This window comes from Isoptericola sp. Y541, assembly GCF_059445465.1.
The window spans coordinates 99,992-111,856 of sequence record NZ_JCAIUJ010000005.1; the positions used below are offsets into that span (position 1 = coordinate 99,992).

The 11,865-nt window shown below is 73.6% G+C and carries 14 protein-coding genes; 8 read left to right on the forward strand and 6 right to left on the reverse strand.

The genetic code is table 11. The annotated features are described in order from the left end of the window. Positions 1-23: 23 nt before the first annotated feature. Together AC1C2V_RS12400 and AC1C2V_RS12405 are read right to left on the reverse strand one after the other, a co-directional pair. Positions 24-446, reverse strand: a complete 423-nt coding sequence (locus AC1C2V_RS12400) for a hypothetical protein (RefSeq protein ID WP_495389927.1) — start codon at positions 444-446, stop codon at positions 24-26. 55 nt (positions 447-501) lie between these two features. Continuing rightward, entirely contained in the window at positions 502-1,377 is an 876-nt protein-coding gene (locus tag AC1C2V_RS12405; RefSeq protein WP_495389928.1) for an EamA family transporter, read from the reverse strand. 101 nt (positions 1,378-1,478) lie between these two features. Here AC1C2V_RS12405 and AC1C2V_RS12410 point away from each other — a divergent pair, with 101 nt between their 5' ends. The 3 genes from AC1C2V_RS12410 to AC1C2V_RS12420 are packed head-to-tail and all read left to right on the forward strand — an operon-like array spanning position 1,479 to position 4,193. Continuing rightward, a complete protein-coding gene (locus tag AC1C2V_RS12410; RefSeq protein ID WP_495389929.1) occupies positions 1,479-2,408 on the forward strand; it encodes an ABC transporter substrate-binding protein in 930 nt (309 codons plus the stop codon). A 16-nt stretch (positions 2,409-2,424) separates the two neighbouring features. Then, positions 2,425-3,375 (forward strand): amino acid ABC transporter permease, encoded by a 951-nt coding sequence (locus AC1C2V_RS12415; protein WP_495390154.1) that lies wholly within the window; start codon positions 2,425-2,427, stop codon positions 3,373-3,375. Between the two features lie 50 nt (positions 3,376-3,425). Continuing rightward, on the forward strand, positions 3,426-4,193 hold the full coding sequence (locus AC1C2V_RS12420) for an amino acid ABC transporter ATP-binding protein (RefSeq protein WP_495390155.1): 768 nt from the start codon (positions 3,426-3,428) through the stop codon (positions 4,191-4,193). A gap of 8 nt (positions 4,194-4,201) precedes the next feature. On the opposite strand, the gene AC1C2V_RS12425 is transcribed toward AC1C2V_RS12420, so the two are convergent. Both AC1C2V_RS12425 and AC1C2V_RS12430 read right to left on the reverse strand, forming a co-directional pair. Continuing rightward, the gene (locus AC1C2V_RS12425) at positions 4,202-4,627 is read right to left on the reverse strand and encodes a hypothetical protein (RefSeq protein ID WP_495389930.1); all 426 of its coding nucleotides are present in this window, start codon (positions 4,625-4,627) and stop codon (positions 4,202-4,204) included. A 9-nt stretch (positions 4,628-4,636) separates the two neighbouring features. Beyond that, positions 4,637-5,368 carry a hypothetical protein gene (locus tag AC1C2V_RS12430; RefSeq protein WP_495389931.1) on the reverse strand — a complete coding sequence of 244 codons (732 nt, stop codon included), beginning with the start codon at positions 5,366-5,368 and terminating at the stop codon, positions 4,637-4,639. A gap of 121 nt (positions 5,369-5,489) precedes the next feature. On the opposite strand from AC1C2V_RS12430, the gene AC1C2V_RS12435 reads away from it, so the two are divergent. From AC1C2V_RS12435 to AC1C2V_RS12450, 4 genes are all read left to right on the forward strand, one after another. Next, positions 5,490-6,023, forward strand: coding sequence for an RNA polymerase sigma factor (locus AC1C2V_RS12435; protein ID WP_495389932.1), 534 nt, complete (start codon positions 5,490-5,492; stop codon positions 6,021-6,023). Then, on the forward strand, positions 6,020-6,796 hold the full coding sequence (locus tag AC1C2V_RS12440) for a hypothetical protein (RefSeq protein ID WP_495389933.1): 777 nt from the start codon (positions 6,020-6,022) through the stop codon (positions 6,794-6,796). The genes AC1C2V_RS12435 and AC1C2V_RS12440 overlap by 4 nt, the downstream gene beginning before the upstream one ends. A 73-nt stretch (positions 6,797-6,869) precedes the next feature. Then, positions 6,870-7,484, forward strand: a complete 615-nt coding sequence (locus AC1C2V_RS12445) for a SigE family RNA polymerase sigma factor (RefSeq protein WP_495389934.1) — start codon at positions 6,870-6,872, stop codon at positions 7,482-7,484. Beyond that, positions 7,481-8,455, forward strand: coding sequence for a serine/threonine-protein kinase (locus tag AC1C2V_RS12450; protein ID WP_495389935.1), 975 nt, complete (start codon positions 7,481-7,483; stop codon positions 8,453-8,455). Before AC1C2V_RS12445 ends, AC1C2V_RS12450 begins: the two co-directional genes overlap by 4 nt. A 4-nt stretch (positions 8,456-8,459) precedes the next feature. Here the strand turns inward: AC1C2V_RS12450 and AC1C2V_RS12455 are convergent, their stop codons facing one another. Continuing rightward, the gene (locus tag AC1C2V_RS12455; RefSeq protein ID WP_495389936.1) at positions 8,460-9,464 is read right to left on the reverse strand and encodes an excalibur calcium-binding domain-containing protein; all 1,005 of its coding nucleotides are present in this window, start codon (positions 9,462-9,464) and stop codon (positions 8,460-8,462) included. 113 nt (positions 9,465-9,577) lie between these two features. Further along, positions 9,578-9,808 carry a hypothetical protein gene (locus tag AC1C2V_RS12460; RefSeq protein ID WP_495389937.1) on the reverse strand — a complete coding sequence of 77 codons (231 nt, stop codon included), beginning with the start codon at positions 9,806-9,808 and terminating at the stop codon, positions 9,578-9,580. A 102-nt stretch (positions 9,809-9,910) separates the two neighbouring features. On the opposite strand from AC1C2V_RS12460, the gene AC1C2V_RS12465 reads away from it, so the two are divergent. Continuing rightward, positions 9,911-11,865 (forward strand): TM0106 family RecB-like putative nuclease (locus AC1C2V_RS12465; RefSeq protein ID WP_495389938.1); only part of this gene is annotated, 1,955 nt, incomplete at its 3' end.

The window sequence follows — 11,865 nt, forward strand, 5'->3', positions numbered from 1 at the left end:
ATGCCGCAGGCCACCGAAGGCGGTCAGTCCGCGCGGTTCTCGCGGACCTTCTCCGTGCCCTTCTTGAGCAGCACGAACGGCAGCAGGAACGCCGCGATCATGCCCAACACCCACACGATGACCGGGCCGATGATCCAGCCGGCGACGCCGGAGATCTCGAGGCCGTCGGTGATGAGGACGGCGACGATCAGCGCGACGAACGTCGAGACCAGGCCGACGCCGCCGAGGAACGCGGGCGCGCTGTTGCGTGCGACGCTCGCGAGGAACGGCGCGATGATCGCCTGCGCCAGCGCGAAGATGACGACCGCGAGGACGAAGCCCAGGGGCTCGGACCAGTTGATGGAGAAGGTCTCCAGGTCGAACGACACGAAGATCCACGCGGTCAGCAGGATGCCCACCGCGGCCGCGAGCAGGAAGGCCGCCATCCGGGCGAGGAATCTGATCATGCTCGGAGCATAGGGACGCCCTCGGTGCCCGGCATGTCGGACGGAGGGTGAGATGTCACGCCGGGAGCGACAGGAGCACGATCCCGCCCAGCACGACGAGCGACCCCACGATCTTGACCGCCGGGCGCTGCTCGCGGAAGAGCCACCACGCCAGCAGCGTGCCGATGACGATGCTCGACTCGCGGGCCGGGGCGACGAGGGCGACGGGGGTCGTCTGCATCGCGACGAGCACCAGGATGTAGGCCAGTGGCGACAGGACGGCGACGAGGACGATCTCCTTGACGTGCCGCCGGCTCATGCGGACCACCTCGGCCCGCCGTCCCCGGTCCCGCAGGATCGGGGCGAGCGTGAGCGACTGCCAGACCGCGTTGAACGCGAAGTAGGCCACGGGATCAAGGCCCAGGGAGGTGACGGCGTGGCCGTCCCACAGCGTGTAGGCGGCGATGGCGGTGCCGGTGGCGAGCCCCCAGCGCACGCCGACGAGGCCGCGGGCCGCGTCCACCCCGGAGGCGCCGGAGCTCGCGACCACCGCCACGCCGGCGATGACGACCAGGCCGCCGACCACGTGGATCGTGTCGACGTGCTCGCCGAGGAAGACGAGCGCGACCGCCATCGTGAGCAAGGGCCCCGTCCCGCGCGCCGTCGGGTAGACGATCCCGAGGTCGGCACGGCTGTAGCCGGTGTTCAGCACGACGCCGTAGAGGTTGTGCAGCACGCCCGAGACCGCGGCGGCGCCGACCAGTGCCCCCATGTCCGGCCAGCCCTCGCGCGCGAGGATGACCAGCCCGACGGGCAGCCACAGCACCGCCGACGCAGTGCCGTACAGCCACACGAAGACGCGCGAGTCCCCGACCACGCGCTTGGCGGCCACGTTCCACACCGCGTGGAGGACCGCGGCGGCCAGGACGAGGGCGAGCGAGGTGGTGGACATCGCGCCGACGGTACCCGCACCCGTCACCAGCCGGTTTGGAGAATCATGCAATCGGCGGAATAATCATGCATTGACCAGTCGCACCACCCCCGGAGCCCATCATGCGCACCCGCCCCGCCCTCGTGGCGACCGTCGTCACCTCGGCCGTCGCCGCCCTCGCCCTCACCGGCTGCACCACGGCCTCGCAGGACCTCGGATCTGACCCGGCCGCCTCCGACAGCGCGTCGGCCGCCGCGGTCGACCTCGACGCCATCGAGAAGGACGACGGGATCGCCGCGCTGGTCCCCGAGGCCGTGGCCGAGGACGGCAAGCTCAGCGTCGGCTCCAACCTCGAGTACGCGCCGGTGGAGTTCGTCGACGCCGACGGCACGACGCCGGTCGGCCTCGACATCGACATCGCGACGGCGCTCGCGAAGACGATGGGGCTGGAGCTCGAGGTGCAGAACGCCGGCTTCGACTCGATCATCCCGGCGATCGGCTCCAAGTACGAGGTCGGCTTCTCCGCCTTCACCGTCACCCCCGAGCGGCTGAAGACGGTCGACATGGTCAGCTACTTCACCGCCGGCTCGCAGTTCGCAGTGGCGAAGGGGAACCCCGAGGGCGTATCGCCCGACGAGCTCTGCGGCGTCACCGTGGGCGTGCAGACCGGCACCATCCAGCAGGACGAGCTCGCGGCCATCAGCCAGGAGTGCACCGACAAGGGCGAGGACGCCGTGGACGTGCTGCCCTACGACTCGCAGGCCGATGTCACCACCAACCTCACGGGCGGCAAGCTGCAGGCGATGTACGCCGACTCGCCGATCATCGCCTACGCCGTCGAGCAGACGGGCGGCACCGTCGAGGAGCTCGGCGAGGTCACGGACGCCGCCCCGTACGGCGCCGTCGTCGCGAAGGGCGACACCGAGCTCGCCCGGGCCGTGCAGGCCGGGCTGCAGAAGCTCATGGATGACGGCGTGCTCGCCCAGGTGGCCGACACCTGGGGCTCCGGCGCGGCCGTGCTCGACACGGCCGAGCTGAACCCGGCAGGCTGAGTCTGTGCCCGACCAGATGCCCGAACCCCTCCACGCCCGGCCGGTCCCCCGGCCGGGCCGGTGGGTGTCGGCCGCGATCGTCCTCGTCCTCGTGGCGATGGCGGTCAACGCGCTCGTCACCAACCCAAAATTCCGCTGGGACACCGTCTGGCTCTACCTGCGCGACGTCGTCGTCGTGCGCGGCGTGGGCTGGACGCTCGTCCTGACGTTCGGCTCGATGGTGCTCGCCATCGTGCTGGCGGTGATGCTCGCCGTGATGCGGCGCAGCGACAACCCCGTGATGCGCGGGGTGTCCTGGTTCTGGATCTGGTTCTTCCGCGGCACCCCGATCTACACCCAGCTGGTGTTCTGGGGCCTGCTGTCGGTGCTGTACCCGCGCCTGAGCCTGGGCGTGCCGTTCGGCCCGGAGTTCCTCACGTTCACCACGCAGGACGTCATCACGGCGTTCTGGGCGGCGCTGCTCGGCCTCGCGCTCAACGAGTCGGCCTACCTCGCGGAGATCGTGCGCGCCGGCCTCTCGTCGGTGGACCCGGGCCAGACGGAGGCCGCCAAGGCGCTGGGCATGAAGGACGGCAAGATCCTGCGCCGTATCGTGCTGCCGCAGGCGATGCGCGTCATCGTGCCGCCCACCGGCAACGAGACGATCTCCATGCTCAAGACGACGTCGCTGGTGCTGGCCGTGCCGTTCACGCTGGAGCTCACCTACGCCACCAACGCGATCGGCAACCGCATCTTCCAGCCCATCCCGCTGCTCATCGTCGCCGCGCTCTGGTACCTGCTCATCACGTCGGTCCTCATGATCGGCCAGCACTACCTGGAGCGGTACTACGGCCGCGGGTTCGACGGCGGCGCGACCCGTCGCCGCGGCGGTCGCGGCCCGCGCGGCGGGGGCAGGCCCAGCAAGCAGGCTCTCATCGGCGCGTCCGGCACCACCAAGGACGACCCCTTCCTGGAGGTGACCCCGTGACCGGATCTTCGCCGGTCGAGCCTGTCGCCCTTCGACAGGCTCAGGAACCGATGGTCGAGGTGCGCGACGTGCACAAGGTGTTCGGCCGCGGCCACGACGCCGTCCACGTGCTCAAGGGCATCGACCTCGACGTCGCGCGCGGCTCCGTCACCGTCGTCCTCGGGCCGTCCGGCTCCGGCAAGTCCACGCTGCTGCGCTGCGTCAACGAGCTCGAGGAGATCACCGCCGGCTCCGTCCAGGTGGACGGCGATCTCATGGGCTACCGCCGCGACGCCAAGGGCGTGCTGCACCGCCTGCACCCCAAGGTGATCGCCAAGCAGCGCTCCCGGATCGGGATGGTCTTCCAGCGCTTCCACCTGTTCCCGCACAAGACGGCGCTGGAGAACGTCATGGAGGCGCCCGTGCAGGTGCGCGGGCTGTCCCGGGCGGAGGCCCGGCGCAGAGCCCTCGAGCTGCTGGACCGGGTGGGCCTCGGCGACCGGGCGCAGTTCTACCCGGCGCAGCTGTCCGGCGGCCAGCAGCAGCGCGTCGCCATCGCGCGGGCGCTCGCGATGGACCCGGAGCTCATGCTCTTCGACGAGCCCACCTCCGCGCTCGACCCGGAGCTGGTGGGCGAGGTGCTCGCGGTCATGCAGGACCTGGCGCGGTCCGGCATGACGATGATCGTCGTGACGCACGAGATCGGCTTCGCCCGCGAGGTCGCCGACCACGTCGTCTTCATGGACGACGGCGCGATCGTCGAGGAGGGCTCACCCGCCGACGTGCTGGACAACCCCAACGAGCCGCGGCTGCAGGACTTCCTCGCACACGTGCTCTGAGGCCGTCGTCAGGAGGCGGCCCCCACGGCCGGGGACGCGGGTGTCCGCCGCGGCTTGCGGACCAGGGTGACGAACCACAGGGCGAAGGCGGCTGCCCCGGCGGCGGCCCACCCGCCGACGATCTGTCGCGCCAGGCCACGGCACGCGAGCCGCGCGGCCTCGGGGATCGCCTGGTCGGTCATGTCGAGGCTGTCGTCCAGGAGCCCGGCAGCGGCCGACCCCGACATGCACGTGGTCCCGTCCACGACGACGGGCGACAGGCTGAGCCACCACCCGACCGCCAGCACGGCGGTGGCCGCCCCGGTCACGGCCAGCTGAGTGGGGGTCAGGCGCCCGTACCGACGCAGGGCGAGGACGACCGTGGCCGCAGGGACGGCGAGGAGTACCGCCGTCCACAGGCAGAAGATCGCCACCCCGAGCTGGTCGCTGGTCACCGATCAGCCTCAGAGCGTGGCGCAGGCGCCACCCCAGTCCTTGTGGCCGATGGTGACCTTCTTCCAGATGTGCGCGGAGTAGCCGCCGGCCGACGTGCGGGTCTTGGAGATGGTGCGGGTGTCGCCGCTGTCCCAGGTGGCGCTGCCGCCCGTGAGCCAGGTGGTGCCGGTGGGGCAGCCGTTCGCGCTCGAGGAGACGCGGTAGATGCGCACGAAGCCGCGCACCGAGCCGGACCCGCGGTACTTCCACGACGCGTAGATGCGCCCGCTGCTCTTGGTGAGGCACATGGTGCCGGGGCCCGACGTCGTCTCGCACTGGTCGCCCGCGGGGAGGCTGAGGGGCGAGGCGCCGGCTGCCCCGGCGGCCTTCGTCGCCGTGTCGTCGCAGCTCTCCAGGAGGTCCACGCGGTGCGTGGCCAGGTCGGCGGGGGCGCCCATCGCGGCGTTGTAGTCGGCGTCGACCTCGTCGGAGATCGTGACGTCCTTCAGCGTGCACCCGCGGGCGGCAGCGTCGGCCTCCCAGTCGGTGGCCTCGGCGTCGGCCCGCTCCTGCGCGGCCCAGGCCTCCCAGTCGCTCGCGGCGCTGCCGGGCGCGGGCACCCCGGGGAGGTTCTCCACCTGCTCGGACGCACCGGCTGTGGCCTGTGACGTTGTCGCGGCACCGAGCGACAGCCCCAACGCCAGCACGGTGACGCCCAGACCTGCGGCGATGTTTCTGTGGACGGTTCTGCCTCGGCTCATGTCACTCCTTGGTTGGGCTCCGGCGCGCTGTGGCGGCACCGTCGTCGACCCCTCGCGATGACTACCGTGTAGCACTCGGGGGGTTGCCGGCAACTCCAGTGGTAGGACGGAAGGGTCTGAGGTGGACGACGCACGTGCCCGCGAGCTGCTGACGCAGATGTGGGTGGATCAGCACGAGGCGGTCACGAGATTCGTGGCGCGCCGGGTGGATCCCGCCCTCGTGGACGACGTCGTCTCCGAGACTTTCCTGGTCGCGTGGCGCCGGCTCGCCGACGTTCCCGACGACCCGAAGCCGTGGTTGTTCGGCGTCGCCCGGAACGTGCTGGCCACCCACCTGCGCACCCACGGGCGCTGGCGGGCGCTCGGCGTCCGGCTCGAGCGCGAGCCCGAGCCGGCCAAGCAAGGCACCGCCGATCTCGCGGCCGACCGGGCCGACCTGCGGCGCGCGTGGGGGATGCTCTCCGACGCCGACCGAGAGGTCATCGCGCTGGTCGCGTGGGACGGGCTCACCACCGTGGAGGGCGCGCGCGTCCTCGGGTGCCGGCCTTCCACCTTCTCCGTCCGTCTGACCAGGGCCCGCAAGCGGCTGCTGGCCTTCTCCGGCCTGCCGGCCGACACGGCCAGCGTGCTGCAGAAGCTCCAGGAGGCGCGATGAAGTCCCCGATGATGGTCGAGCTCGCCGGCCTCGACCCCGCACACGACATCGAGGCCCCCGGCCGGGCCGACGACGAGGCCCTGCTGGCCATCCTCGGCTCGCCGCGGTCGGCGACGCCGATCCGGCGCACCCCGCGCCCGGCCGTCCTCGCGGGGGCCGCTGCGGCGGCCGTCGTGGTGGTCGCGGTCGTGGCGACCGTGACCGACCTGGGCGCGCCCGCCGCGTACGCGAGCTGGACGGCGACCCCCACCGTGCTGTCCGCCGCCGACGCCACCGAGCGGGCCTCCGCGTGCGACACGAGTGCGCACCAGATCTCCGAGGGCGCGGACGGGCCGCAGGTCGCGGACGTACCGATCAGCCCGGTGCTCGCCGAGGAGCGTGGCGACTACACCTACGTGCTGCTCACCGGCGACACGGCGGTCGGGGAGTGCCTGGTCACGACCCAGGCGTCGGGTGCGAGCGATGTCGTGACGGGCGACGCGGTGCTGGAGTCCGCGCCGGCGGAGCCCGGCGCGCGCGAGGTGACCTCCCTGCAGTCCGGCACGGCCTCGTGGTCCGAGGGCGACACGGGCGACGGCGCGCTCAGCTCCGCTTACGGACAGGCCGGCGCCGACGTCGTCGCCGTCGAGCTCGTGGACGAGTCCGGCGAACGAGTCCGTGCGACCGTGCAGGACGGCTGGTGGGCGGCCTGGGCGCCGGGCGAGGCGTCGCTCGGCGACACCGCCGAGGTGACGTTCACCGACGGCGCGACGGCGAGGGTCACGATCGGCTGAGGTCGGCCGCGACCCTGCCCGACGTCGTCGCAACCCGGTGGAACCTTCGCGGCGGTTGCTGCGTGTACCGGTCGTGACCACCACGAGCGACGCCGCCGCTGCCGCCGGCACCCTGCCTGACCGGCGGCACGACGTGCCGTTCGTCGACGTGCGCGTGACGCACGCGAGCCGCAACGCGGAGTTCACGGCGTTCATGGCCGCGGCGGCAGACCCGCTGCACCGCACCGCCTACCTGCTGTGCGGCGACCGGCACCGTGCCGAGGAGCTGGTGCAGCAGACGTTCGAACGCACCTACCGGTCGTGGTCCCGAGCGCGGGCGGGCGACCCGCTCGCCTACGCCCGCCGGGTGCTCGCGAACCTGCGGATCGACAACTGGCGTCGCACCCGCCGCGAGGTGCTCACCGGCCCCGACCTCCTCCCCGACGCGGCGAACCGCTCGGGCCTGCCTGCGTCCGGCACGCCCGGGACGCGGGTGGTCGAGGAGCGCGACGCCGTGGTCCGGGCGCTCCTCCTGCTGCCGTTGCGGCAGCGCCGGGTCGTGGTGCTGCGGCACTTGATCGGCCTGTCCGAGGAGGAGGTGGCGCGGGAGCTCGGCATCCCCCGCGGCACCGTGAAGTCCACCTCCTCCCGCGCCCTCGCCCACCTGCGCGCGATCCTCGACCTCGATGCCCTGGGAGGCACGCGATGAGCCGTTCCCCGATGCCGGACCCGACGTCCGACGACCGGCCGTCCGACGACGAGCTGGTCGCGCGGCTGCGGCGTGCCACCGCCGACGTCCCGCCGTCCACCCTCGACCTGGAGGTCGCCCTGCGCTCGAGCCGCCGCAAGACGGTGCGCCACCGCGCCGCCGCGACCGCCGGGTGCGTGGCCGCGCTCGCGGTCGTGGGCGTGGGGGCGCAGCAGCTTCCGGCGCTGCGCGACGACCGCGGCGCCGTCGGGCCCGCGACGGCGATCACGTCGGCCGCGCCCGAGCCCGAGCCCGTGAGCGCGTGCGTCCCGCGGCTCGTCGACGTGACCTGGCGCAGGGAGACCGTCACGCCGATCGTGATGTGGGCCGACCGGGTGGTCGTGCCGGAGGAGCCCGACGTCTCCTTCGCGGCGGAACGCACGATCGCCTTCGACCCTCGTGCCGCCGACCCGTCCGTCGACGGGCAGGGGATCACCTCCGAGATGGCGGACGGGGTCGTGGCCCGGGCGCGGGAGGACGCGAGGAACCCGCCGACCACGGGGGCGTACTTCGCGTCCCCGGGCACCGGCACGGAGTGGTCGCACTTCCTGGAAGGGCTCGAGGCGGCGTGGCGCGGGGTCGCCGCGACCCAGGTCCCGGAGTGGGCCGGGGAGATCCCGGGCCCCCTTGACCCTGGCACGTACGTGTTCTACGCCGAGGGCAGTGCGCACGAGGCCGCCGCTACCGCGACCTGCGAGGGCGAGAAGGCCGACGTCGCACTGAGCTACTGGGAACCGGTGGGGGAGCCCATCGAGCTCGCGTGCGCGGACCCGGCGAAGGACGACGTCGCGGTGCACGTCAAACGCGCCTACTGCCCGGGCGACCTCTCGGCCGCCGAGCGCGACGTCATCGGGCTCGAACCCGCCGACGCGGACTCGGTGCGCCTGGTGGAGCTGGTCGCCGGGCAGCTGCGCCTGCCCTGGACGCGCTGAGGGCCTATTCCCCTTCCTCGCAGGCGATGCCGTTGCCGTTGGCGTCGAGCGCGCCGCGGTAGGCGGGCTGGCCGTTCTGGATGGGGGCGGCGCCGGCCTCGCGCGCGGCGTTGCAGTCCCAGTAGAACCACGCGGCGCCCTCCTGAGGCTCCTCCTGCTGCTGTTGTTCCTGTTGCTGCTGGTCGGCCTGCGACTGCTGGTCGGCGAGCTGCTGCTGCTTGGAGGCGAGCTCGGTCTCCTGGGCCTCGGCCGCCTTCTCCCGCTCCTTCAGCTCCTGCTCACGCTTCTCGACGTCGGCCCGCTGGGCGACCAGCTTCTCGTTCGCCTCGGTGGCCTCGGCCTCCTTCGCCTCGGCCGCGGCGACCTTGCGGTCGGCGTCGACGAGCGCCTGCGCGGCGTCGGAGCTGCGCATCATCGAGACCGTGACCCCGAGGATGCAGCCGAAGGCGAGGCAGGCCACGGCCACGCCGGTGATGAGCATGCTCGACGGGCGCGCGGGCCTGGCGGTGCGCGTCGCCCCGGCGCGGGGTGGCGCGCCAGCGGCCGCGGCTGCCGCGGCGGCGTCCTGCGCGCGCTGCGCGCGCTGCGCGCTGCGGCGGTCGCCGGCGTCGCGGAGCTTGTCGCCCACGGTGCGCAGCGCCGCCGAGACCGGCGAGGCCGACTCGCGACCGCCCTCCAGCGAGCCGCCGAGCGGGCCGACGGAAGGCACCGCCGGCGGCGGCGGGGGAGGCGGCGGCGCGAGCGTCGCGACCGGCTCGCCGTACGTCACGGTCGCGGCGGGCGGCGGCGTCGCGGACGGGGCGGAGGCCGCGGCGCGGATGGGCGCCATGATCGTGGTCGCCTCGGCCGGCGACTCGGGGCGGGCCGGGCGTGCGGCCGCCTGGTCGTCGACCCAGTAGTCCCACCCGGGGGGCGCGGGCGGCCACGCAGGGTCGGGGCCCCACCCGGCGTCGGGCCGGAACCCCGGGGGCACCCGCCACCCCGGGGGCGGGTTGAAACGCACAGCCATGACACTCCTCCGTCGTCGAGCGGCCCCTACTATGGCGGAAACCGGGCGCTCCGGTCCATGTCGGCCGTCGCGCGACCACCGCCCTACGACGGAGAGAGGTCCCCGCCGGCTCGTCAGGCCGGGGGCTGCACCCCGGTGTCGGCCCCCCGGGAGGTGCTGCGGTAGTGCGCCACGACGACGCCGGTCGCGACGACGCCGAGCACCACGAGGACGCCGAAGAGCTTCGCCGTCGTGAACGGCGGTGTGACCGCCGCCACCACCGGGGGCGCCCGGAACCCGGCGTACGCGACGGGGTACGCCCGTCGGCCCGGCCAGGTCGCGCGCGCCCCAGCGATGCGCTGCACCTCGAGCCGGGCAGACGAGAGGCCGATCCCGATGCCGCGAGGGATCGCGTGCTGGAAGGCGGGTGGCGCGGCGGTGTCGGTCGCCGCTGGTAGACCGGGGGCATGTTCCTCCTGGACGCGGCTCTGCCCACCTCCACGCTCACGGCCGAGCCCACCGTGGTGCACTCCGCGAGCGACCTCGTCGTGGCCGCCGAGTGCGAGTTCCGGCTGCTGCACCGCCTCGACGAGCTGCTCGGACGCGTCCCGCGGGGCGAGCACGAGGACGACGCGATGCTCGCCCGGACGGCGGCGCTCGGCGCCGCGCACGAGCGCCGGGTGCTCGACGACTACGTGGCCCGGTACGGGCGTGCCGCTCCGGGCGGTGGCGGGGGAGTCGTCGAGGTGCCGCCGGTCGGGCGCCCGACGCGCGACCAGCTCGAGGCCGCGCACGGCGCCACGCTCGCGGCGATCGAGGCGGGGGCCGACGTCGTCTCGCAGGCGACGTTCTTCGACGGCGACTTCCACGGTCGCGCCGACTTCCTGCTGCGCGACCCGCTGGGCGACCCCGAGGTCGGGCCGGGACGCCCGGGCGGGCACGCCGCGGCGGCGATGCCGCGCTACGCCGTCCTCGACACGAAGCTCGCGCGCCGGGCCAAGGTGACGGCGCTGCTCCAGCTCGCCGCGTACGCCGACCAGCTCGTGGCGGCCCACGTGGACCCGACCGACGCCGTGCACCTCGTGCTCGGCACGCGCGTCACCACCAGCCACCGCCTGGCCGAGCTGCTGCCCGTGCTGCACCAGCGGAGCGCTCGGCTGCGCACCGTCGTGGCCGAGCACCGGGCCGACGACGGCCCGCTCGCCTGGGGCGACGAGCGGTTCACCGCCTGCGGGCGTTGTGCCGCGTGCGCGGAGCAGGCGGCCGCCCACCGCGACGTGCTCCTCGTCGGCGGCGTCTACGAGGCGCAGCGGGCGCGGCTCGTCGCGGGCGGGATCACGACGATCGACGCTCTCGCCGCGGCCGAGGAGCCGCCCGCGGGCATGCCCGCCCGGAGCTTCGAGCGGCTGCGCGACCAGGCACGGCTCCAGCTCGGGACCAGCCCCGGCGACGGCGAGGTCGCGTACGACGACCACGGCCGGCCCGCCACCATCCGGTGGTCGCTCCCGGAAACCTCGCTCGTGCGCCGGCTGCCGCCGCCCAGCCCGGGCGACGTGTTCTTCGACTTCGAGGGAGACCCCCTGTGGTCGGACCCGCAGGGCGAGCAGTGGGGCGCGCAGACCGGCCTCGACTACCTCTTCGGGCTGGTCGAGCGCCCGGCGTCCGACGGCATGTCCGATGGGGGCGCGCCGCCGTTCCGCGCCTTCTGGGCGCACGACCTGCCCCAGGAGCGGCAGGCGCTGATCGACTTCGTCGACTACCTCGCCGACCGTCGGCGCCGGTACCCGGACCTGCACGTCTACCACTACGCGTCGTACGAGCGCGTGCACCTGCTGTCCATCGCCGCCCGGCACGGGGTGTACGAGGAGGAGGTGGACCAGCTGCTGCGCGACGGCGTGCTCGTGGACCTCTACGCCGTCGTCCGGTCCTCGCTGCGGATCTCGAACCGGTCCAAGTCCATCAAGAAGCTCGAGCCGCTGTACATGGGCGACGAGCTGCGCTCGGGCGACGTCACCACCGCGGCGGCGTCCGTCGTGGCGTACGCCGAGTTCACGGCACTGCGCGACGCCGGGCGGACGGAGGAGGCCGACGCCCTGCTGCGCGGCATCGCCGACTACAACCGCTACGACTGCCTCTCCACGCTGCGGCTGCTGGACTGGCTGCGCTGCGCGGCCGACGTCGTCGACGCGGCATCGTCGGTCGAGCCCGGCGAGACCATGCCCCCCGACTCGTCGGTCGAGCCTGTCGAGACCATGCCCCCCGACTCGTCGGTCGAGCCCGTCGAGACCATGCCCCCCGACTCGTCGGTCGAGCCTGTCGAGACCATGCCCCCCGACTCGTCGGTCGAGCCTGTCGAGACCGTGCCCCCCGACTCGTCGGTCGAGCCTGTCGAGACCATGCCCCCCGACTCGTCGGTCGAGCC